The organism is Marinomonas hwangdonensis (assembly GCF_003721245.1).
GTDB lineage: Bacteria > Pseudomonadota > Gammaproteobacteria > Pseudomonadales > Marinomonadaceae > Marinomonas > Marinomonas hwangdonensis.
The window spans coordinates 353,694-375,504 of the sequence record NZ_RIZG01000002.1 but is presented as its reverse complement, the minus strand read 5'-3'; the positions used below and the strand labels follow the sequence as shown (position 1 = coordinate 375,504).

The following is a 21,811-nucleotide window of genomic DNA, read 5'->3' as shown; positions in this document are numbered from 1 at the left end:
TTAATAAATGTAACACGAACGTTATTGTAGCGGAGAGAAAGCAAATGCGAACTGCAGCCGTAGAAATTGAATATTGTACCTTATGTCGTTGGATGTTGCGCGCAGCCTGGCTCTCTCAGGAGCTACTTACTACATTTGACGGTGATATTAAAAGTGTGACCTTGTTACCAACCCAGGGTGGTATTTTTAAAGTTCGAGTCAATGGCACAGAGATTTGGTGTCGCAAGGCCGAAGCGGGTTTTCCAGAAGCAAAGGTATTAAAACAAAGAATGCGTGATGTGATTGATCCAGAGCGGAACCTAGGGCATTCAGATACATAGATTGCCTCCAACCGCCTTTTTTTCCTCCTTGTCTTTGGGGAGATAAAAGGCGGCTGGAAAGTGTTTCGTATTTTAAATCTTTGGGAACACTTGTTTAAAAGGTTTTACGGTCACTTTTTGGTATACGCCAGCGTCCACATAAGGATCTGCGTCGGCCCAGGTTTGAGCGTCTTCTAATGTTGCGAACTCTGCCACTACCACACTGCCAGAAAAGCCCGCATTTCCAGGATTGTCTGAGTCTATCGATGGATTGGGACCAGCTAGGACCAAACGGCCCTCGTTGTGCAACACTTCCAAGCGTGCCAGATGAGCAGGTCTTGCTTCAAGTCGATCGTTCAGACTGTTAGGCACATCTTCACCAATAATTGAGTACAACATGTTTGTTTCCTTTTTATAATTGCAATAAGGTTTTTTTGCCGACAACGGCGGTGTATTTGTAGATGTCTGTTTTAACGTAACAGGGCTAATAAATAGCAGAAAAATGTAAAACAAGCCCATAATAAGGACTTACAAGAAAGTCGAATAGTAATTTCATAAAAAAACCAACTTATGTATGCTGTTGTTACTCTACTCATCATTACTTTAAAAGAACATAGACTTCATGCCTGAATCCGAACGTTATCGAAAAGTCGATTTGCACTCACATTCTACTCGCTCTGATGGACAGCTTACGCCAACGGAGTTAGTCGATCTCGCGGTGGAGCAGGGCGTCTCTTTGTTTGCGCTGACGGATCATGACAGCCTCGATGGCATTGTCGAAGCTCAAGTACGTGCCGCTGAGCATAACTTAAGTTTTATTAATGGTGTTGAATTGTCGACGCAATGGAACGGTATTCCTCTGCACATGGTCGCGTTGAATTTCGATCTAAACAATCCTGCCTTGCTTGAGGTAGTCACACAGAATCAAACGATTCGTCTCGACCGAGCGCGCCGTATTGCCGACTTACTGATTAAACAAGGTTTGCCGGACTTATTTGATGAAGCCATTGCCTTGGCGGGAGACAGTCAGCTTGGGCGACCGCATTTTGCCAGCTTATTGGTTAATAAAGGGTTAGTAAAAGACGCCAATAAAGCTTTTGATCGTTATTTAGGTAACAAAAGATTAGGGCAGTTGCGCGATGTTTGGCCAGAGTTAGAAGAAGTATTGACCGCGTTATCTGGTCAAGGAATGGAGTTGATTTTAGCGCATCCCAAACGTTACCCCCTTACAGTGACGAAGTTAAAGCGTCTGCTAAGTGATTTTAAAAAATGGGGAGGAACAGGTATCGAAGTGGTTTCTGGTAACGAGCGCCCTGACAGTGTCCGTTTGTTAGAGCGTTTATCAAAAGAATTTTCTCTAAAAGCCTCCGTCGGCAGTGACTATCATGGGCCATTTGGACCATGGATGCAGGTGGGAAAATTTACTCAGATACAGGAAAGTCACCTTGATTTGATATGGCAGAACTGGCCATAACTCAAGGCGTATCTTTATTAGCGTGTTATAATACAAAACTACCCTTGATGCACATAGTCCATTTAATACACACAGCCCGTTAAATACGTTTAGAAATGGAGAATAGGTTGAGCCAATTTTTTCAGATACACCCCGAAAACCCCCAAGCAAGATTGATCAAACAGGCCGCTGAGGTAATTCGAAACGGGGGCGTCATTGCCTATCCAACGGATTGTGGTTATTCGCTTGGTTGTCACCTTGGTGATAAAACCGCGCTGGATCGGATTCGCGCTATCCGTCGTCTAGACGATAAACATAACTTTACTTTGGTGTGCAAAGATTTGTCGGAAATTTCAACCTATGCGAGGTTCGATAACCGCTTGTATCGTTTGCTTAAAAATAATACACCAGGGCCTTATACTTTTATTTTTAATGCCACCTCTGAAGTGCCTCGACGTCTACTTCATCCAAAGCGAAAAACCATCGGCGTTCGCATTCCAAACAGTCCAATCGTATCGGCTTTATTGGCTGAACTGGGCGAACCTATCATGAGTGTGTCACTGATTTTGCCTGGCGAAACAGACCCCATGATGGACCCTTATGATATTCGTGACACCTTGCAACACGCTTTGGATTTAGTTATTGATGGGGGGTTTTGTGGGATGGAGCCGACCACTGTGGTGAAAATGGATGCCGATAGTATCGAAATCGTTCGTGTTGGGGCGGGTGACCCTAAACCGTTTGAGTAAATTATTGAATTTTCAGCTGTCAAGGCCGATGGTCTCTGGCTTATAATGCGCGACAGTGATGAAAAAATGAACGCTAAATGCGCATAAAATAGTCAATTAATATTATCAAAACTGGGTTGCTGAGAAGCATTCCCTCTAAGAGGTTCGTAATGGACGAAAAGTTACAAAAAGTATTAGCAAGAGCAGGTCAGGGTTCACGTCGTGAGATGGAGACTCGTATTCGTGAGGGTCGTGTATTGGTTAATGGTGTGGTTGCTACATTAGGCGATCGCGTCAGCACTAAGGATACGATTACGATTGATGGCTACGAGATCGTAGCGACCGAAGCCGGTGAAAACCGTCGAGTGATCATCTACAACAAGCCAGAAGGCGAAGTCTGTACTCGCAAAGACCCTGAAGGTCGACCTACCGTATTTGATAAATTACCCAAATTACGTGGTGAGCGCTGGATTGCGGTAGGGCGTCTCGACATCAATACATCTGGTCTTTTGTTGTTCACCACAGATGGTGAGCTGGCAAACCGTTTAATGCACCCATCGACGGAAATAGATCGCGAGTATCTTGTTCGGGTTATGGGTGAGGTGAAAGAAGAGAACTTAGCGGCTTTGAAGAAAGGCATTATATTAGACGACGGTGTCGCGAAATTTACTGACATTGTTGACGGCGGTGGTGAAGGTATTAACCGTTGGTTCTATGTCTGTTTGATGGAAGGTCGTAACCGTGAGGTTCGTCGTTTGTGGGAATCACAAGGTGTGAAAGTGAATCGCTTGAAACGCGTTCGTTTTGGCCCTGTATTTTTGCCGTCGAAAGCCAAAGTCGGTCGTTGGGTAGAGATGGAAGAAACAGAAGTAAACTCTCTGTGTTCTATGGTGGATTTGAAGCTATCTGAGCTAAAACCTAAAACTCAGCAACAAAAGCTTGAACTGAAACGCCATAAAAATAAAGCCACAGCAGGCGGCGCTCGCCGTGGTGGTGCGGCGAAAGGTTTTGATTGGCAGAGCAGCGATAAGCAAGAATTTAAGCCCAAGAAACCGGGTAAAAGATCCTTTCGTTAAAATACAATACAGTTTGGAGTAGTAAGAGCATGGGGCGCTGGATGTTTGCATTGTTGGTTATTTTGGTCGTGGTTTTTTTTGTTTACGTCAAAGTAAGCAGTAAAATGCCGGAAGACCTTGGCATCACGGAGGGTGTCTTAAAGTCCTGCCCAACGGCTCCAAACTGTGTATCTAGTCAAGCGTCTAGTGATGATGAGGTACATTATGCTGACCCTATCATCTACACTGGCGAGCGCAAAGCAACGCAACTACTCATTGAATCAAGTATGTTAAATCACTCTGATATGAAGGCGCGTCTTGTCACCAGTGAGCTAGGTTATGTTCACTTTAAAGTGAAAAGTCGTCTGATCGGTTTTATTGATGATGTTGAATTTTATCTGCCAGAAGGCGACAGTATTGTGCATTTTCGCTCGGCTTCGCGCGTTGGTTATTATGATTTTGGTGTCAATCGTGAGCGAGTAAGTAACATTCGTGCGTTGTTATCGAACGGGTCATCATCGAATTAATTACTCATCAATAAAGGTTACCTGCACTGAATAAGGAACATCTGTGAGTCTGGAAAAAAATACCATTTTGATTGTTGAGGACGATGAGCGTCTCGCTTTGTTGACCCAAGAGTATTTACAAAAAAATGGTCTAAATGTGGCCATTGAGCCTGATGGTCGAAATGCGATATCGCGTATTATTGCCGAGCAGCCCTCTTTGGTGATTTTAGATCTAATGCTGCCTGGCGCCGATGGCTTTACGGTATGTCGCAGTGTGCGTCATGAATATACTGGTCCTATTTTAATGTTAACAGCCCGAGGCGATGACGTAGATCAGATTCTTGGTCTTGAAATTGGGGCGGATGATTATGTTGCTAAACCCGCAAAGCCTAGGGTGTTGCTAGCACGTATCCAATCCTTATTGCGTCGGAGCAGCCAAAGTGCAGAGATCTCTTTTGAATTGCCAAAAGAAGATCAAAACATTGTTTTTGGTCCGTTAAAAATAGACAATTCTCGTCGTGAGGCTTGGCTAAAGGAAGATGAATTAGAGTTGACCAGTGCGGAATTTGATCTTTTATGGCTGCTAGCAAGTAATGCAGGGCGTATCTTAAGCCGCGAGGAAATCTTCAGTGAGCTTCGTGGTATTGAATATGACGGTCAAGATCGCTCGGTTGACGTTAGGATTTCTCGCATACGTTCTAAAATTGGTGACGATCCCATTCATCCTCGACGAATAAAAACCATACGAAGTAAAGGTTACTTGTTCGTTAAAGAAGTTTAATAGCAAATGAACGGCGATGTTTGGCGCTTGTATCGGCACCTCATTTTAGGGGGTGTCGTAGTCGTCGTGAGTTGTTACATCGTTATGACATTTGCGCAAATTCGCTTTGGTGAAATGAGAGTGGAAAGACTGCTCTGTGTGGATGCGAATTTCAGTGCTGCTCTTCTACTAACACAAGCCAGTGAAACCGTTGCAGATTCCCGCTTGTCTTGGCAACGAATAATCACTGAGCCTCTACCGCTCGCCACTGTCTCTTCCTATATTGCTAATAAAAAATGGCTTAAACTACCGGATAATAGTTATCAGCTTACTTTTGGCCCTCCTGATAACCCTGTTTTAATAGGTAGCGCCTCTCAGGATAGTTATTTTTTCTTACTCGAATCGCTTATTGCGTCGTTTTTAGCCTCCAGTCACCTCGATTCGTCAGAAAAGAGGCAGTTATTGCGTGACATGCCTTGTGTATCCGAAAAAGCGTACCCTATTGACTTCGTCAATCCCGCCTTAGGGGTGACTTTAATTCATCGATCTTATGGCGAACAGGGCTTTATCTGGAAAAGTGCTGAGATGGACAGTCCTGTGTACTTTTCTGTTACCCATGATGATGAATTCTCCTTAACACTCTTAGCTGTTGCTGCGGTGGGCATAAGTATCACGGTAATGTTGCTGGTTATTTGGCGTGAGCTTTTGTCGCTGGACTTCAAGCGTAAAACATTTGAAAGTATAACTCGGCAAATTGCCCGAGGTCGAAGTGGTTTGCCCAAAGGTGTGCCAGATAGCAGTGGTACGCTAAAAGAATTGGCGTATTCATTTGATTCTATGTCATCGCATATCCAGCGACTCCTCAATGTTCAACGAGAAATGATAAACGCTATTTCCCATGAGTTAAGAACACCGATTGCTCGTTTACGATTTGGCTTGGAGGTCATGAAAGACGACGTTGATGACAATGTGACGAAAACAATAGAGGCCTTAGAAGGTGATGTTGAAGAGCTGAATACACTAGTAGATGAAGTGCTCACTTATGGGAAATTAGAAAGTGGCTCACTGTCTCTTAATTTTAGTGAGGCATCCATTGCGTCAGTGGTGAACACCATTTTGCATCATAACCATTTATTGCTGCAGCACTTGCATGTAACCGTGTCGATAACGGGCGACGATCAAGCGTTAATAGATGAGCATCACCTGAGCAGAGCAATACAAAATCTAGTATTAAATGCAGCAAAATACGCTGAAAGTGAAGTGGTTATAACGCTTTCTAAAGACGATGCGCGCTGGCAGCTAGACATAGAAGACGACGGACCCGGTATCGCGTTTGAAGACAGAGATAAGGTGTTCATTCCTTTTGAGCGGCTGGATAACAGCCGTACCCGAGCATCAGGGGGTTATGGACTGGGCCTAGCCATTGTTCAACGGATTGCTTTTTGGCACGGTGGTGCCGTGCTCATTGACGCCAGTGATTCAGGCGGGGCGAGATTCAGTTTGATTTGGTCTCGTGATCAGCATCAGCACACCTTGTCCTGATGCTTTAGTGATTTGGAAAATGTTTTGTTAGCGCAATCTTACAGCTCAGGCGCCAATATACCTTTGAGGTTTTTAAAGCAGGTTTTTGATGCAGTATTGATTAGATCTTCCATGTAGGCATTATCTCGCTGATCTTTTCTGATAGCCAGATACAACTTACACCATACGCCTTCCTCACCTAATGACTTGGTAATGACATATTGCCGATTAGTGTATTCTGTTAACGCCCAGTTTGGTAAACAGCATACACCACGACCACTTGCGACCAGTTGCATCATCATTAGCGTCAGCTCGCTATGACGTATTTTTGCCGGTGAAACGTCGGCTGGATTCAAAAAGTGCTTAAAAATATCTAGGCGTTCTGTCTCAACGGGGTAGGTGATCAAAGTTTCTTTAGTAAAATCGTCGGGTGTTAAAAAGTCTTTTTTAGCCAGAGCGTGATGTCGAGAAAGAGCCACCTGAGACTCGTATTGAAACAAAGGAATGTATTCAATATTGGGAATGTCTTGCGGATCAGACGTAACAACAAGATCTAAATCTCCACGAGCCAAAGCGGGTAATGGCATAAAACCAAAAGCGGTGGAAAGGTCAAGTTCCACATCGGGCCAGTGTTCACGAAAATGGTCTATGGTGGGCATAAGCCATTCATAGCAGCTGTGGCACTCGATCGCGATATGCAAGCGCCCACTTTCACCTTCTGCAAAGCGTTGTATGTCGCGCTGAGCAGAGCGGAAAGAAACAAGCACATCATCAGCCAATTGTAATAGGCGTAAGCCCGCACTGGTAAATCGAACGGGTTTGGTTTTTCGAATGAAGAGTGGGCAGCCCAATTTTTCTTCAAGATCTTTGAGCTGATGAGAGAGGGCGGATTGTGTTAAGTGGACCCGCTCGGCGGCTTCGACTAAGCTTCCTGTTTCTCTTAGTGCGGTCAGTGTTTTTAAGTGCCTAACTTCAATAATGCTCATAGTAATTCACTGTTGATGAGTTTTCTTCAATGCCTAGGGGCAAAAAAGGCTCGCTGGAAAGGGGATTCCAAGCGAGCCTATTGTGTTAGCGACACAGCAAAAATTCAAGTAGCGCTTTTTGTGCGTGTAGGCGGTTTTCGGCTTCATCCCACACCACACAGTCAGGATGATCAATGACGTCAGCAGCCACTTCTTCACCCCGATGAGCAGGGAGGCAATGCATGAACAGAGCGTCTTGATTTGCTTTGGCCATCAGCTCAGCATTGACTTGAAAGCCGTCAAAGTCTTTCAGACGCTGTTCTTGTTCATCTTCTTGACCCATAGAGGCAAACACGTCAGTGACGATCAAATCTGCGCCTATGGCGGCCTCGTGAGCGTCATGCAAAACCGTTACTCTGTCGTTGTGTTCAGCGACTAATTCGGCATTGGGCTCGTACCCTTTAGGGCAGGCAATGACCAGTTGAAAGTCGAGTAAGACAGCGGCGTTGATGTAGGAGTTACACATATTGTTGCCGTCTCCTACCCAAACCACCTTTTTGCCTTCAATTGAGCCACGATGCTCTTGATATGTCTGCATATCGGCCAGTAGCTGACAGGGGTGGTAGTCGTCGGTCAGTGCGTTGATCACTGGCACAGAAGAATATTTAGCAAAAGTTTCGACGGTTTTGTGATCAAAGGTACGAATCATCACCGCATCCACCATACTAGAAATAACACGAGCACTGTCTTCAACAGGTTCGCCGCGACCAAGCTGGGTGTCGCGAGAAGAAAGAAACAGAGCATGGCCACCAAATTGTGCCATACCAGCTTCAAAAGATACCCTAGTTCGTGTTGATGACTTCTCAAAAATCATCGCTAGAACTCGACCTTTTAATGGTTGAAATAACGTGCCTTCGTGATGGATCTTCTTAAGCTCAGAAGCTCTCATTAATAACTGTTTTAACTCATCGGAGGTTAGATCCTTCAGAGTAAGAAAATGTCTGGGCGACACGCTAGGACTCCTTGATTGTCTTTTGAAAAGGGAATCGAACAATTTAATACACTCGGGTGAACGAGTAAAGGGTAATTGACAAGAGAAAGTGCAAAGGAAAGGCGCTTTTTGGGGTTGTAAATAGGTCCTAAGACCCCATAAACTGAAGCAAGTTATAACGCATAAAATGTCTTACATTTTGCAAGGGTTTATAGGCACTATTTTCCATGATGAGTGCAGAGTTTCAAAGCGAGGTTTTTTGATATGAGTAATACAATCGAAACAATTAAAGAGCAAATTAGCACTAACGACATTTTGCTTTACATGAAAGGCAATCCGCGTGCTCCTCAGTGTGGTTTTTCGTCAAAAGCTGTGCAAGCTTTGATGTCTTGCGGTGAGCGTTTTGCGTTCGTCAATATCCTAGAAAATCCAGACATTCGCGCCGAGTTGCCCAAATTTGCTAACTGGCCCACTTTTCCTCAGCTTTGGGTAAAAGGTGAGTTGGTAGGCGGTTGTGATATTATTGTCGAGATGGCAAGCAACGGTGAGCTACAGGCTTTGATCAACGACGCCGTGGGTTCTTCTAAAGAGTCATAGCGTTTAAAGTTATGAAATACTAATTAATCAAGGAGATGTTAAAGATGTCAATTTTAGTCGGTAAAAAAGCACCAGATTTTACAGTTCCAGCCGTATTAGCAGACGGTCAAATTGTGGATTCTTTCAATTTGGCAGAGACGATTAAAGGAAAGTACGCTATCGTATTTTTCTATCCTTTAGATTTCACATTCGTTTGTCCTTCAGAGATCATTGCTATGTCTCACCGTATGGACAAGTTCCGTGAGATGGGCGTAGAAGTTATTGGTGTGTCGATCGACTCTCACTTCACGCACAATGCATGGCGTAATACTCCTGTTGAACAAGGCGGTATTGGTGCGGTTGAATACACGCTTGCTGCTGACATGGACCATGCCATTGCGAAAGCGTATGGTATCGAGTCTGAAGGTGGTGATTCTTACTACCCAGCGGGTGTGGCGATGCGTGCGTCTTTTGTTATTGACCAAAAAGGCATTGTGCGTTCACAAGTGGTAAACGATGAACCAATTGGTCGTAACATGGACGAGTTGGTACGTGTGGTTGATGCGCTTCAGTTCTTCGAAGAGCACGGTCAAGTTTGCCCAGCTGGCTGGAACAAAGGTGACAAAGGCATGACAACGTCACCAGAAGGCGTTGCTGCTTACCTTTCTGAAAGCGCTAAATCACTGTAAAACGGTTTAGAAAGCTCATAAAAAACGTGCATTACGATTTCGTAATGCACGTTTTTTTTGTTTACGATATTGAGTGTGCGTAGGGACTATTTTTCGTAGAGCTCAAGGGGTAAGCCATCTGGGTCAGCAAAAAAGGTAAAACGCTTCCCCGTTAGCTCATCCACGCGAATGGCTTCGGTTTCTATACCCTTTTCATGCAAGTGTTCTATGCAGCTTGATAGGCTCTCTACCGCAAAAGCTAGATGTCTTAATCCCTGAGCTTCGGGTTGGGAAGGTCGAGGGGGCGGCGATGGGAAAGAAAAAAGTTCAATCTGCTGCGTTGAGTTAATGGCTAAGTCCAGTTTGTAGGATTGTCTCGCCTCTCTGTAGGTTTCGCGGATAATCGGAAACCCTAATATAGTATGGTAAAAATGTTTAGAGACCGTGTAGTTTGAGCAAATAATGGCGATGTGGTGAATATGAGAAACGTCAAACACAAGATATCTCCTTACTGTTTCGATTGCGCTTTTAATTCATTTGCTACATCGATCACCTGTCGTCTAAACCAAATGTGGCTGGCGTCGTGATGCAATAGCGGGCTCCAAATCATCTTGAGTTCAATCTTAGGGATGTTGAAGGGCGGCGGCAAAATGACTAAATCAGGGTTTTTCTTATTCACCATGGCCACTTTTTTCGGTAAGGTCGCGATCAGATCCTGTTCCAAAGCCAAATGCATGGCAGTGTGATAGCTTCGAGTAAAGACACGAATACTCCGCTTGTGTCCTAAGGCTTGGAGCGCCTCATCGACCCATCCTAGCTTTTGCACATCATTAGGATCCATTCCCACGCCTACCCCAAAGCCGGTTTTACTTACCCAGATATGTTGTGCTTCTAGATAAGCGTCGATATCAAAATGATCTTTAAGGGGATTCTTTGAACTCATCATGCAGACAAAAGTATCCAGCCACACACTTTTTTGATGAAAAGACTGAGGCAATTCTTCAAAGCGATTGATGGCCATATCAATTTTGCCTGCTTCTACATCATGGAAGGTCACATCGCTGGGTGTCATAATATCAAGTGTGATGCCAGGAGCGTATTCGCGAAGTCGATTTAGCAATTTTGGAATCACCGTTGACGCGGCGTAATCACTAGCCATAATGCGGAACACGCGAGTACTTTTCTTCTCATCGAAGTCGGCTTCAGGCTGTAACGCTTCTTCTAATTCCAGTAAGACTTTACGTACAATAGGTTGTAAGCGTAAGGCTTTTTCTGTGGGCTTCATGCCTTCACTGGTTCGCACAAGCAGAGGGTCATTGAGCAGATCTCGTAAACGTTTTAAGCCGTTGCTCATAGCAGGCTGAGTGATGTTTAGTTTGCTAGCAGAGCGAGTAACATTGCACTCTCGCAACAGTACGTCGAGGTAGATCAGCAGGTTAAGATCGATTTTATTAATGTTCATAAAATACTTGTCGCTCGTAAAATGAATCTTTGTAAAGGAGCTTTATAAGAGACCAATAAACATCGTATCACAGCCTTGACCTCTACAATGTCGAAAGAACCGGGGCGGCACAGCAGAGGTCGATAAACCGTTGTGCGTTTTGGGTTAAGGCGGTATTTTTTGGTGTTACAATCAACAGATTTCGGTTTAGTTCCAGAGGTGTCTGGTATAGACGGATGAGACCCGCGTTAAGTTCCTGTGATATCGCCATTTTTGATAAACATCCCAACCCCATTTGATGAATTACGGCTTGCTTTACGGCTTCCATATGAGCCAATGAGAGCACGACATTTAACTGAGGGATTTTACTGGCTGTGGCTTGCTCTAAGATATTGCGAGTACCCGATCCTGATTCCCGCATGACCCAATTGGCTTCCGTGAGGTCTTCCCAAGACAAATGCTCAGAGCGATCTTCTTGCGCGGAGCCGAAGACCACGAGTTGGTCTTTTAGCCAAACTTGAGACATTAGTTCAGCGTGTTGGCAATAGCCTTCGATAAAGCCCACTTCGGCTTTGCCAGTCAGCAGCTGTTGAATCACACTTTGGGTGTTACCAATGTCTAAATTAAAGCGAATATTAGGGTGTTGATGTTTAAATAAAGACATTTGTTTGGGGAGCAAATAATTGCCTACGCTGACACTGGCTGCAATATGCAAAGATCCACTCAATTCGTCATCGTTACCCATACTTTCTATCTGTTCTATTTGACTAAGAACAGCGCGGGCTTGAGGCAGTAAGTGCCTAGCTTGGGGCGTAATTTGTAGGCGTTTTCCGTGACGTCGAAAAAGTGGTCGCCCCAATAAGGCTTCTAATTCTCGTAAGGCTTGGCTGGCAGCTGGCTGGCTGATTGCAACCAACTCGGCCGCTGCCGTAACAGAGCCTGTATGCACAACGGCTTCGAAAATTTGTAATTGTCTAAGTGTGATTCTCATTCGGCTATTGTAGCCTTGTTTGGGTTTTAATGAGTAGCGCTAAAGTGCTCATATCCATAAAACCTTTCGCGTGTCTTGGCTTCTTGTTTTAATTTGTTAGAGTGGGTTTGTAAATGTGCTCATATATCCCATGAGGGGAAAAGAGCGTCTTGTTTTGGCAATGTGTTAGGTTGCTGGTCTAATGGGTGAAGATAGTTTTTTATGAAAAAAACAGACAAAAAAACAGAAAAAATGATTTGTATGGCCTTGACCCAAGTGTGTGAAACTGCATTAGAATCGGTCGACGATTTTGTCTGGATTACCCATATGGTAAATTATTTAAGCCTTGCTTCATCCCTTAATGTGGTTTGTGTTTTTAAAACAGACGATGGTTTATCACGTGCTTACCAGTCCAAACAGCATGAATACCTCTATCAATTAATAAACGACCAACTTAATCGTGTGAATATTAAGTTGAGTCGTCTTGATAAGCAGGTGCATTTTGACACAGAAGAGGCTTGTCAACGAAGCCACGCTGGTAAGTGGAAAGAACGACTTACGAAATTTTCTGCGCAACATTTAAGTCAGCACCTAAACAAGCGTACCTTGCATTAAAACTGCATAGGGGAGGTGTTTAGAGCTGGAGTGGTTTTTTTAGATTGTTTGGTTAGGCAGTTCGCATAGGCTTTTTGCAAACTGATCGACACTTGCCCAGTCGGTAAACTCCATATTCGTTTTGGGGTCGGTGGGGCCTTTTGTCATCCACATAATAAAACGAATCATATTGCGATCAAGAAAGCCGTATTTTGCGTAATTTAGCTTACCTGCAAAAACACCCTGTAATGACGGCTGCCAATCAAGTTGCGCTAGGAACTTAATAATATAAGGATTGGTGTTGGGGTGGCATTTTTCTGGCTTTCTAGCAACCAGATTGACCGTATAAAACCCCGTGGTTTTGCTGTCTAGCTTGGCTTTATTGTCTGTAATGAAATCCGCTACGATTTTTTGATGTTTGCCGTAACGAATGCTTGCGCCAATAATGATCTTTTCATGGCTGTCTAAGTGGCTGGCCGTCACTTCTTCGATAGGCAATACCGTGACGGCTTGCCCTTGTTGTTCAATAACAGCTTGCATTTTTAGGCTGATTTTTTTTGTATGACCGTCTGTAGTGGAGTAAATAAGTAACGATTTAGACATGGTGATTCAGAAAAACTGCCTCTAGTATGATGGGGATAGCTGAATGGAGTACACACAAATATACACTCATTTTGGTGCGGCCAACATGATATTGCTCAGTTGTTATAAACACTCAAAAACCTCCTGTAAAGGGTGATCTGTTAGTTTTTTTGAGGGTTTATCGCGAGTTGATATTGTTTTGTGTGCTTTTAGAAACAAAAAAGGCCTACTTTACATAGGCCTTTTTACTATAAATATGGCATTTTAATCGACTGAGCTGTGTTTTCTTGCTCGGGCATCCGACTGTGCACTGCGATAAAATTTTTCCTGTGGCTTAGATTTCGTGACAGAGTCATCGTCATTGTCGTTATTATGAACCAGTAAAAAATCAGCCACACGTTGCTCGTCTAAGCGTTTTGCTTTAACTGCCGCCTTGATGGCGCAACCAGGTTCGCCTTCATGTCGGCAGTCACTAAAACGGCATTCTTTTTCAAGCGCAAGAATATCAGCAAAGCTGGATGCTAAATTACTCTCTAATTGTGCAAGCTGTAATTCTCTCATATCTTCTGTGTCTAGCAATATAGCGCCAGAAGGCATAATTTTTAAGACTCCAGATTCCCCAATGTTAATTTGTTGCTTGCCGTCTCCGGTCGTTTTCATCAAGGTATTAATCAGAGCGGATTTCCCCGAGCCAATTGCACCTAGCAAAGCAATGGTTTTGCCTTTTTTCAGCAAAGGAGATAAGCAGCGAAGACTATCTGCATCAAGGGCGTTAACGGTTTCAACAATCAATAGTGGGTCTAATTTCTCCACTTGGGCGCGTTTTTCAGAAATGTCATCGCACACATCAGCTTTGGTTAAGATAACGACAGCATCCGCTTGCGCTTCATGGGTTATTTCTAAATAGCGCTTGATTAGGGCCAGATTAAAGTCTTCATTTAAAGCACACATCAAAAACACGGTATCTATATTTGAAGCGATATTTTCAAAAACCGAGCTGGGTTCCAAGCGGCGTATGAATTGATGCTCCATGTCGGTTACCACCCAGTCTCCCACTGTCATCATGGGAATGGCTGAATGTCCGTCTAATGTGGAAAAACCGAACTCGCTGACTATTTCGTATTGGTTGCCATTTTTAGAACAAACACGCGCAATACGATTAGACTCTAAATCTTCCAATGATAACTGTTGTTGAAAGTAAGCTTGCCAGCCTAAGTCCAATAAAGTGAACGTGGAATCCATTAATACTACCCCGAGCGAAATACGCCATCGTAAATAAGAAGCAAAACGCTTCAACTAGTACAACCGAACATAAAGAATTTTTATGTTCTAGCCAAAAAACGACACTAACACTGCTGAATGATAAACGGCCGATGAAAGCGACAGTTTGCGAGATTAGCACAGTGTGAGAGCGCCACAAACAGAAATATTAGCGCAAAAAGAAAGCACTGTTATTTCTATTTTTATACCGAAATATCAATAAACAAAAGAATAAATAGCCGTAATAAAAAGCCCATTTAATTACGCACCAAGTGTTTAAATGGATTGCTTTTTAGGCACCTGCTGAGTAATGCAGTGAATATTGCCACCGCCTAACAAAATATTTCGCGCAGGAACACCTATCACTTGGTGGTCGGGAAAGGCGGCTTGTAATATTTGCTGGGCTTTTTGGTCGGTTTTCTCATCAAGTAATGGAAAGACAACACCTTGATTACAAATTAAAAAATTAGCATAGGATGCGGCCAAACGTTCACCAGCTTGTCGATTCATATAAGCGCTTTTGGTTAAGTTTTTCGTTTCTTCTTCAGAGACAAACAAAGGCCCTGGTAGAGGGAGCTGGATGATATCTAAAGAGCGCCCTTTAGCATCCGTTGTTTCCTTTAAGACCTTAAGAGCGTCTTGGCTAATCGCGTACTGAGGGTCACTAGGGTCGTCGCAAACGGTGATCGCCACGACACCTGGGCGAATCACGTGCAATATGTTATCGATATGACCATTCGTTTCATCGTTAAATAAGCCATTTTTTAACCAAATGACTTTATCGACATTGAGATAGCTAATGAGCAGGGCTTCTATGTCTTCTTTGCTTAAGTGCGGATTCCGACTTGGGTGAAGTAAGCATTCTTCTGTGGTGAATAGGGTGCCTTCGCCATCAACGTGAATGGAGCCACCTTCTAAAATCAAAGGGGCCTGGTAGACAAGATCTTGCGTCACCTCGGCCATGCTTTGGGCTACCGCGTTGTCTTGTTCCCATGAATCGTAGAGGCCGTCTAACTTACCGCCCCAGGCATTAAATTCCCAGCTATTGGCTCGACGCTCGCCTTTATCGTTGACAACATAAGTGGCACCAATATCTCGCATCCAGCAGTCATCAGAAGGGATTTCTATCAGCCTAATAGACCCCGGTAGTGCCATACGTGCTGACTGAAAGTGGTTAGCGCCCACAATAAAGGTAACGGGTGTAAATTGGGCAATCGCGGATGCAACGTCGATAAATTCTTGTTGAGCGTATTGACCTTTTTCTCGCCAGTTGTCTTCGCGAGTCGGCCATGCCATCCACACTTGCTCTTGCGGTTCGTGCTCCGCTGGCATTCGAAAGCCATCCTGCTTCGGTGTTGTTGTTAGTATGGCGCTCATAATGTGTCCTTATTTCTGCTGTCGACTGAATGGTATTGGTCAAAGTGGAGGATTCAAATACTGACGATCTGCGCCAATTCTATGGGAGAGGCGCAAACTTTCAAGGAGATTTTGATTTTAACGGATAATTTAGTCATATTTTTTGCGTCTTTACATTTCCCCGACGGAAAAAGTTACTGACTGTAAGTGTAAAAACTGCATCCCAGTCCACTGTTGTGTTACTGAATGGTAAGTAATAAATCATTTAATGCATTTAAATCAATAGGTTATGTTTTATTTTTAAGGCTGGCACGATGTTCGCAATGAACCAAGAGAGTTCAGCCCATTAAGTGCAGTAATGATCTTGCTTGAATGGCTAAGTTGACTATGAAGAGAGCCAAAAAGACGATTTTTTTATGCTCTCAGATTTTTTTAAAGTAAATGGAGGTTATTGTAATGACGATGAAACGCACTTTTCTCACCACAGTGTTGGTTCTTATGACAGCAGGAGCCTTAGTAGCATGTGGCCAAGATGCTGAACAAAAAAACGTAGAGGAATCTATGTCCAATGCCGCTGATGTTGTAGAGCAGACTCTAGACGATGCAGGCGACGCGATTGGACAATCAGTAGACAGTGCGGGTGACACCTTGAATAACGCCGGTGACGCTATTAATGACACCATGACGGATACTGGTAACGCCATTGAAGATGCGTGTGAAGACGTAAAAGAAGGCGTAGAGGCAACAAACTCGAATTGTTGATATGTAGTGGTACTTTAATGCGCTTAAACCGCCTCTCTTATTATTAATAGAGGCGGTTTAAGCAGGCTTAACAAAAAAAACCTTGTTTATGCGACTGACACTCGTGCATTTTCAAACTTATCCAGTTTGTTATAAAGTGTTTTAATACTGATCCCAAGTTGAAGTGCGGTGTCTGTTTTATTGCCATGATTATTTTGCAATGTTTTGAGAATGGCAATTTTTTCTATGTCCTCAAGACGCATTCCAATCGGAATACCGGAGGTTGCACGATGCTTTTTTTGTTGTTGAAGATCATCAATAATAAGATGTTCAGGACCAATACTCGTATCAGCAAGAATATAGGCACGTTGAATAGCATGCTTTAACTCTCTGACATTGCCTGGCCAATGATAATCACGGATTTTTTTTAAACTCTGTTCAGAGAATGATTTATGCTGAGCGTCTTTGCTATTTTGGTAAGCTAAAAAGTGTTGAGCAAGACCACATGCATCGCCGTCACGATCTCTTAGTCGGGGCGCTATGATGGGGAATTGCGCTAATCGAAAATACAAGTCTTCTCGGAAAGTCCCGTTACGAATAACGTCATCTGGAATACGATTTGTGGCGGCCAGAATACGCACGTTGGCTTTTTTAACAGACTGAGCACCGACAGGTTTGTATTCACCGCTTTCAAGTACTCGCAATAATTTGACTTGCTGTTCGTAAGGCATTTCTGTGACTTCATCTAAGAAAAGCGTTCCACCTTCTGCCTGCTCGAACACCCCTTTATGATCTTTATGTGCGCCGGTAAACGCGCCTTTGACATGTCCGAATAATTCGCTGTCGATAAGTTCCGAACTAAAGGCACCGCAGTTAATCGCCACAAAAGGCCCTTCAGCGCGCTGACTAAATACATGGAGTGTATTAGCAATTAACTCTTTACCTGTTCCGCTTTCGCCCATGATAAAGGCGTTCGCCTGAGTCCCTGCCACTTTACGGATCGTCCGGTAGAGTGCATGCATGGAAGGGGAAGAACCGACTAGAAGGCCAAACTGATCAAGATAGCTGGTTTGCTGACAAGCAGGCGCTTGGGTCTGGTTTCGCTCATCAAAAATTGCCATGAGTGATGACTCTACCAAGGTAAAATCAAAGGGTGCTCGATAATGGAACCCAGCCCCTTTGCGCATTAAATTATCCAGTACCGTGTCAGGCTTGCCTTTACTAAAGAATAGAAACTCCGTTTGATGAAGCGTTCGGCTATTGATTAAAGCCTCCAAAGCAACGTCATGAGAGTCATTTACTTCAATCAAAGCGACATCGCATTGGGCATAGGAAAGTTGATCTAGCCAGCTTTCTTGCTGGTGGCTAACATTAAGCTGAAATTGCCTAACGCCCTCTAAAGACAGTAAGTTTGATGCTAATAATGGGTCGTGAACATGCATAAAGAGCGTTGGCGTCGGCATTGTTAGGTCCCTTAATAGATCCGAATAGTATTGATGTTCGCCATCTGATCATAAGGAAGAAGCCAGTCATAGACTGGCCTCTTAACTTTGCGTTAAACATTGCCTTAATTATCCTTATTTGCACAAAGCTCACCATATAGTGAGAGCAAATAACAAAGAAGATTAGCTAATTAGCCGCGCACGCTTTTTACTGAGTCTAGTTATTAGCCACAATGCGATATTCTATCTTGCCAACAATACGGCCTTGATTATTAGGTGTTGAAACATCGAAACTGGCGCTGTTTTTCTCTCTATTAGGGTTAACCGTAGAGATAATTTCACCGTTTACAACCAGTTGGTATTTTTCTGAAAAGGTAATTGTCATGTCTTCAGATAAAGGGTTTTCAAACAAGATATTTTCCTTTAACCGAATAACTCGACTTTCGCCTCTCAGCCATTGCCCAACCAGCGGCTGAGCGTCAAATTTTGTTGTGCCATGAGAAACGGTGGCTTTTGATAAGAATACTTGTATTAAATCACCATTCATTATGATGTTTTGACGTTCAGAGGTCTGTTTGTTTAAAGCCGCAAGTGTCTGATTAGTGTTGTTAGTGTACCTTGTAAGCTGATCGATTGCGTTACTCAGGGTGTTCCCTGCAAGTGTATCAGCGGGGGGAAAGCTCGGCACCTTCTCGGCGCTTCCTGTGCGGTGCTTTAACTCAATAAACGCTTGGTTTGCCAATTGTTTTTGAGTGTTAAATTGCGCTAAAAGCGTGTGATCGTGAACGATGATATCACTCACCTTTCTTGTCACGTTTTCATCTGACGGTATTGTGCTCTTCGTCTCCGCTGTAGTGTTTAGCGCATCCGCATGAACCTTGACTGAATCATCAACAGACGTATTTTGAGTAGGGTGTTGCTCTACTTTTTCTGTGCCTAAGTCTTGTGAAATTGGCATCGAGCAGGCGCTGAGGAAAAGCGCAGCAAGTAAAAGGCCATTACGAAATGTAGACATTAAATAATCCTAGGATTAAAAAAATAAGATTTGAGTATGCGTTAAGGTAAAAAATATGTCGAGTTGAAGTCTGTATCGCTTTTAATACATGCTGTTTCCCGTATGCATAAATCACTCACCTGGTTCCTGTTGAGAGTGGTTCCACAAAATGCACTCATCAAGCGTGATCCCTTTGCCTCCGAAGATATCTAACGCGCTACCAATGGTTAGATCCACATTACCGTTGGAAAGGTCGTGCACACGTTTAAGGTCCGCTAAAGAGCGCGCGCCTCCTGCGTAAGTCACTGATACCGGGCAGTTTAGCCCCAGTAGAGCGACTAAGTCTTCATCGATACCGGCTTGCAAACCCTCTACGTCGGCAGCATGAATGAGAAACTCGTCGCAATGGTTAGCCAGCTCAAGCAAATTAGCATGATTGATCTGAGTCGAAGTTGTCGTTTGCCAGCGATCCGTAGCAATATACCAACCGTCCTGAGTGCGTCGACAACTAAGGTCTAACACCAAGCGGTCTGTGCCCGTTTCGCGTTTGATTTTGTCCAGTCTGTCCCAAGAAAACTCGCCTTTGTCAAACAAATAAGACGTTACAATAACGTGGGAAGCACCAGCAGATAAATAGCTCGCGGCGTTAGTGTTATTTACCCCACCACCAAATTGTAGGCCATTCGGGTAGGCACGTAGGGCACTGATTGCTTCGCTTTGATTGCCTTTGCCTAAGGCGATAACGTGACCCCCTTTTAGGTTGTGGTCACGGTACAGTGCCGCATAGTATTCTGCGTTGAATTCACTAATGAAATTTTCTGTTGCGCCTGCGTCATTGAGGCTACCACCGACAATTTGTTTAACCTTGCCTTGGTGAAGATCGATACAAGGACGAAATAGGGTCACAGAAAGCTCCTTAAGATTTATTTAAACCAATATATATTGTAACCGATATTTTACCCATAAACGATGCGACAAAAGCAGATATATCTTTAGCCTGCTACAATAGCGAAATTCCTGTATTAATTGACAATAAAAGCATCATAACTATGTTAAAAATTACTCTCGCGGTAGGCATACCCGACCACGAAATAGAGTTGACAGCCATTCGGTCGCAAGGGGCGGGCGGCCAGAATGTTAATAAAGTGTCTTCTGCCATTCACCTAAGATTTAATGTCGCTGGGTCTTCCTTGCCAGAATTTTACAAAGAACGCCTGCTGGCTCTAAGCGATTCTCGCCTCACAAAAGAAGGTGATATTGTACTAAAAGCACAGCAGCATCGAACCCAAGAACTGAATCGAGAAGACGCTCTTGCCAGACTAAAAGCTCTCATCCTGGATGCCGTTCGAGTGCAAAAAGCCCGACGCCCAACCAAACCTTCCCGCTCGTCTCAGAAAAAACGCGTTGATCAGAAAAAACAAAAAGGCCAAATCAAAAGTTTAAGACGAAGTAACTGGGATTAGCCTAAAAGAGGGGCTAGTTTGTTTTGACCTTACCACGTTGGCAGGTAGTATAGAAAATACGTTATTCAAATAATAAAAGGGATCAGCGAAAATGAAATTAGAGTCACTAGCATTGCATCACGGTTATACCTCAGAAGCGACCACAAAAGCTGCTGCGGTTCCGATTTACCAAACCACGTCCTACACATTCGATGATACACAGCATGGCGCAGACCTCTTTGACCTCAAAGTTAAAGGCAATATCTACACGAGAATTATGAATCCAACCACGGATGTGCTTGAACAACGCGTTGCTGCCATGGAAGGAGGTATTGCAGGTCTAGCAGTAGCGTCGGGTATGGCGGCTATAACGTATGCAATTGAATGCATCTGTGATGTAGGCTCTAACATTGTTAGCACCAGCCAGTTATACGGTGGCACCTACAATTTGTTTGCCCATAGCTTTCCTCGTAAAGGCATAGAAACACGTATGGTTTCAGCCGACGATTTTGCCGGTTTTGAAGCCGCGATTGACGACAACACCCGTGCTATTTTTTGCGAGTCTATCGGTAATCCAGCAGGAAACATTGTCGATATTGAAGCACTTGCGGCCATAGCCAATAAACATGGCATTCCGTTGATTGTAGACAATACGGTAGCGACGCCATTTTTATGTCGCCCCTTCGAATTGGGCGCGCACATAGTGATTCATTCTTTGACAAAGTACATTGGCGGTCATGGCACGACAGTAGGTGGCATTATTGTTGATTCTGGCAAATTTGACTGGGTGGCCAACAAAAAACGTTTTCCGATGCTTAACGAACCTGATCCTTCCTACCACGATGTTGTGTATACGGAAGCCTTAGGTGAGGCTGCATACATAGGTCGTTGTCGTGTTGTACCTCTGCGAAACACAGGCGCTGCATTGTCTCCCCATAGTGCTTTTTTGATTATGCAAGGCTTAGAAACGCTTGGTTTAAGGATGGAGCGTCATTGTTCTAATGCGGAGCAGCTAGCGACCTATTTGCAAAATCACCCTAAAGTGGATTGGGTTAATTATGCTGCGCTGCCAGATAATAAATACCATGCTATGAGTCACCGTATTACTCACGGAAAGGCGTCCGGTGTGCTTAGTTTCGGTATAAAAGGAGGGGTTGAAGCAGGTACACAATTTATTGATTCTTTGAAAATGGTGCTGCGTCTTGTGAACATAGGGGATGCTAAGTCGTTGGCCTGTCATCCAGCTTCCACAACTCACCGTCAATTAAATGATGAAGAGCTTGCAAAAGCCGGTGTGAGCAGGGATTTGGTGCGTATATCGGTAGGGATCGAAAATATTGACGATATTATCGCCGATATTAGCCAAGCGTTGGATGCAGTAGGCGAATAATCTTGGCGATGGAGCCGCTTAATATTTAATGGTTTGTATACAGTATAGCCATAGAGACATAATCACGGAAAAATACT

25 protein-coding genes are annotated in these 21,811 nt (G+C 43.9%); 13 read left to right on the top strand and 12 right to left on the bottom strand.

The window, feature by feature from the left end:
- Positions 1 to 44 precede the first annotated feature (44 nt).
- Positions 45 to 320, top strand: coding sequence for an Rdx family protein (locus tag EBI00_RS04735; RefSeq protein ID WP_123094764.1), 276 nt, complete (start codon positions 45 to 47; stop codon positions 318 to 320).
- 72 nt (positions 321 to 392) lie between these two features.
- Here EBI00_RS04735 and EBI00_RS04730 read toward each other — a convergent pair whose 3' ends face one another.
- The gene (locus EBI00_RS04730; RefSeq protein WP_123094940.1) at positions 393 to 698 is read right to left on the bottom strand and encodes a YciI family protein; all 306 of its coding nucleotides are present in this window, start codon (positions 696 to 698) and stop codon (positions 393 to 395) included.
- 223 nt (positions 699 to 921) lie between these two features.
- Between EBI00_RS04730 and EBI00_RS04725 the strand changes: the two genes are divergently transcribed.
- The 6 genes from EBI00_RS04725 to EBI00_RS04700 all read left to right on the top strand — a co-directional run bounded on the left by EBI00_RS04725 (position 922) and on the right by EBI00_RS04700 (position 6,343).
- Positions 922 to 1,773, top strand: coding sequence for a PHP domain-containing protein (locus EBI00_RS04725; RefSeq protein ID WP_123094763.1), 852 nt, complete (start codon positions 922 to 924; stop codon positions 1,771 to 1,773).
- Between the two features lie 107 nt (positions 1,774 to 1,880).
- Positions 1,881 to 2,501: an L-threonylcarbamoyladenylate synthase gene (locus tag EBI00_RS04720; protein ID WP_123094762.1), complete on the top strand. Its 621-nt coding sequence runs from the start codon at positions 1,881 to 1,883 to the stop codon at positions 2,499 to 2,501.
- A gap of 149 nt (positions 2,502 to 2,650) precedes the next feature.
- Positions 2,651 to 3,556: a 23S rRNA pseudouridine(2605) synthase RluB gene (gene rluB / locus EBI00_RS04715; RefSeq protein ID WP_123094761.1), complete on the top strand. Its 906-nt coding sequence runs from the start codon at positions 2,651 to 2,653 to the stop codon at positions 3,554 to 3,556.
- A 41-nt stretch (positions 3,557 to 3,597) separates the two neighbouring features.
- Positions 3,598 to 4,062 carry a DUF1499 domain-containing protein gene (locus EBI00_RS04710; protein ID WP_241556949.1) on the top strand — a complete coding sequence of 155 codons (465 nt, stop codon included), beginning with the start codon at positions 3,598 to 3,600 and terminating at the stop codon, positions 4,060 to 4,062.
- A 43-nt stretch (positions 4,063 to 4,105) separates the two neighbouring features.
- On the top strand, positions 4,106 to 4,822 hold the full coding sequence (locus tag EBI00_RS04705; RefSeq protein ID WP_123094759.1) for a winged helix-turn-helix domain-containing protein: 717 nt from the start codon (positions 4,106 to 4,108) through the stop codon (positions 4,820 to 4,822).
- Between the two features lie 6 nt (positions 4,823 to 4,828).
- Complete coding sequence (locus EBI00_RS04700; RefSeq protein ID WP_123094758.1) at positions 4,829 to 6,343, top strand: ATP-binding protein; 1,515 nt, start codon at positions 4,829 to 4,831, stop codon at positions 6,341 to 6,343.
- Between the two features lie 38 nt (positions 6,344 to 6,381).
- On the opposite strand, the gene EBI00_RS04695 is transcribed toward EBI00_RS04700, so the two are convergent.
- Positions 6,382 to 7,308 (bottom strand): LysR family transcriptional regulator, encoded by a 927-nt coding sequence (locus EBI00_RS04695; protein ID WP_277749189.1) that lies wholly within the window; start codon positions 7,306 to 7,308, stop codon positions 6,382 to 6,384.
- Between the two features lie 85 nt (positions 7,309 to 7,393).
- Positions 7,394 to 8,299: an ornithine carbamoyltransferase gene (argF, locus tag EBI00_RS04690; RefSeq protein WP_123094757.1), complete on the bottom strand. Its 906-nt coding sequence runs from the start codon at positions 8,297 to 8,299 to the stop codon at positions 7,394 to 7,396.
- 243 nt (positions 8,300 to 8,542) lie between these two features.
- Here argF and grxD point away from each other — a divergent pair, with 243 nt between their 5' ends.
- Positions 8,543 to 8,875, top strand: coding sequence for a Grx4 family monothiol glutaredoxin (gene grxD / locus EBI00_RS04685; RefSeq protein ID WP_123094756.1), 333 nt, complete (start codon positions 8,543 to 8,545; stop codon positions 8,873 to 8,875).
- A gap of 44 nt (positions 8,876 to 8,919) precedes the next feature.
- Positions 8,920 to 9,543 carry a peroxiredoxin gene (locus tag EBI00_RS04680; RefSeq protein WP_123094755.1) on the top strand — a complete coding sequence of 208 codons (624 nt, stop codon included), beginning with the start codon at positions 8,920 to 8,922 and terminating at the stop codon, positions 9,541 to 9,543.
- An 86-nt stretch (positions 9,544 to 9,629) separates the two neighbouring features.
- On the opposite strand, the gene gloA2 is transcribed toward EBI00_RS04680, so the two are convergent.
- The 3 genes from gloA2 to EBI00_RS04665 all read right to left on the bottom strand — a co-directional run bounded on the left by gloA2 (position 9,630) and on the right by EBI00_RS04665 (position 11,954).
- Positions 9,630 to 10,019 (bottom strand): SMU1112c/YaeR family gloxylase I-like metalloprotein, encoded by a 390-nt coding sequence (gene gloA2 / locus EBI00_RS04675; protein WP_123094754.1) that lies wholly within the window; start codon positions 10,017 to 10,019, stop codon positions 9,630 to 9,632.
- A gap of 11 nt (positions 10,020 to 10,030) precedes the next feature.
- Positions 10,031 to 10,984: a LysR family transcriptional regulator gene (locus EBI00_RS04670; RefSeq protein WP_123094753.1), complete on the bottom strand. Its 954-nt coding sequence runs from the start codon at positions 10,982 to 10,984 to the stop codon at positions 10,031 to 10,033.
- Positions 10,985 to 11,066: 82 nt separating this feature from the next.
- Positions 11,067 to 11,954 carry a LysR substrate-binding domain-containing protein gene (locus tag EBI00_RS04665; protein ID WP_123094752.1) on the bottom strand — a complete coding sequence of 296 codons (888 nt, stop codon included), beginning with the start codon at positions 11,952 to 11,954 and terminating at the stop codon, positions 11,067 to 11,069.
- Between the two features lie 201 nt (positions 11,955 to 12,155).
- On the opposite strand from EBI00_RS04665, the gene EBI00_RS04660 reads away from it, so the two are divergent.
- Positions 12,156 to 12,548, top strand: a complete 393-nt coding sequence (locus EBI00_RS04660; protein ID WP_123094751.1) for a Fis family transcriptional regulator — start codon at positions 12,156 to 12,158, stop codon at positions 12,546 to 12,548.
- Between the two features lie 39 nt (positions 12,549 to 12,587).
- Here EBI00_RS04660 and hemG read toward each other — a convergent pair whose 3' ends face one another.
- The 3 genes from hemG to aguA all read right to left on the bottom strand — a co-directional run bounded on the left by hemG (position 12,588) and on the right by aguA (position 15,746).
- On the bottom strand, positions 12,588 to 13,130 hold the full coding sequence (gene hemG / locus EBI00_RS04655; RefSeq protein ID WP_123094750.1) for a menaquinone-dependent protoporphyrinogen IX dehydrogenase: 543 nt from the start codon (positions 13,128 to 13,130) through the stop codon (positions 12,588 to 12,590).
- A gap of 243 nt (positions 13,131 to 13,373) precedes the next feature.
- Positions 13,374 to 14,351, bottom strand: a complete 978-nt coding sequence (gene rsgA, locus EBI00_RS04650) for a GTPase RsgA (protein WP_123094749.1) — start codon at positions 14,349 to 14,351, stop codon at positions 13,374 to 13,376.
- A gap of 294 nt (positions 14,352 to 14,645) precedes the next feature.
- Complete coding sequence (aguA, locus tag EBI00_RS04645; protein ID WP_123094748.1) at positions 14,646 to 15,746, bottom strand: agmatine deiminase; 1,101 nt, start codon at positions 15,744 to 15,746, stop codon at positions 14,646 to 14,648.
- Positions 15,747 to 16,181: 435 nt separating this feature from the next.
- On the opposite strand from aguA, the gene EBI00_RS04640 reads away from it, so the two are divergent.
- A complete protein-coding gene (locus EBI00_RS04640; protein ID WP_123094747.1) occupies positions 16,182 to 16,487 on the top strand; it encodes a hypothetical protein in 306 nt (101 codons plus the stop codon).
- A gap of 86 nt (positions 16,488 to 16,573) precedes the next feature.
- Here the strand turns inward: EBI00_RS04640 and EBI00_RS04635 are convergent, their stop codons facing one another.
- From EBI00_RS04635 to hisA, 3 genes are all read right to left on the bottom strand, one after another.
- Positions 16,574 to 17,929 (bottom strand): sigma-54 interaction domain-containing protein, encoded by a 1,356-nt coding sequence (locus EBI00_RS04635; RefSeq protein ID WP_123094746.1) that lies wholly within the window; start codon positions 17,927 to 17,929, stop codon positions 16,574 to 16,576.
- A 196-nt stretch (positions 17,930 to 18,125) separates the two neighbouring features.
- Positions 18,126 to 18,923, bottom strand: coding sequence for a hypothetical protein (locus EBI00_RS04630; RefSeq protein WP_123094745.1), 798 nt, complete (start codon positions 18,921 to 18,923; stop codon positions 18,126 to 18,128).
- A gap of 111 nt (positions 18,924 to 19,034) precedes the next feature.
- Complete coding sequence (gene hisA / locus EBI00_RS04625) at positions 19,035 to 19,808, bottom strand: phosphoribosylformimino-5-aminoimidazole carboxamide ribotide isomerase (RefSeq protein ID WP_123094744.1); 774 nt, start codon at positions 19,806 to 19,808, stop codon at positions 19,035 to 19,037.
- A gap of 143 nt (positions 19,809 to 19,951) precedes the next feature.
- Here hisA and arfB point away from each other — a divergent pair, with 143 nt between their 5' ends.
- Together arfB and EBI00_RS04615 are read left to right on the top strand one after the other, a co-directional pair.
- Positions 19,952 to 20,365, top strand: a complete 414-nt coding sequence (gene arfB / locus EBI00_RS04620) for an alternative ribosome rescue aminoacyl-tRNA hydrolase ArfB (protein ID WP_123094743.1) — start codon at positions 19,952 to 19,954, stop codon at positions 20,363 to 20,365.
- 91 nt (positions 20,366 to 20,456) lie between these two features.
- Positions 20,457 to 21,734 carry an O-acetylhomoserine aminocarboxypropyltransferase/cysteine synthase family protein gene (locus EBI00_RS04615; RefSeq protein ID WP_123094742.1) on the top strand — a complete coding sequence of 426 codons (1,278 nt, stop codon included), beginning with the start codon at positions 20,457 to 20,459 and terminating at the stop codon, positions 21,732 to 21,734.
- Positions 21,735 to 21,811: the final 77 nt, after the last annotated feature.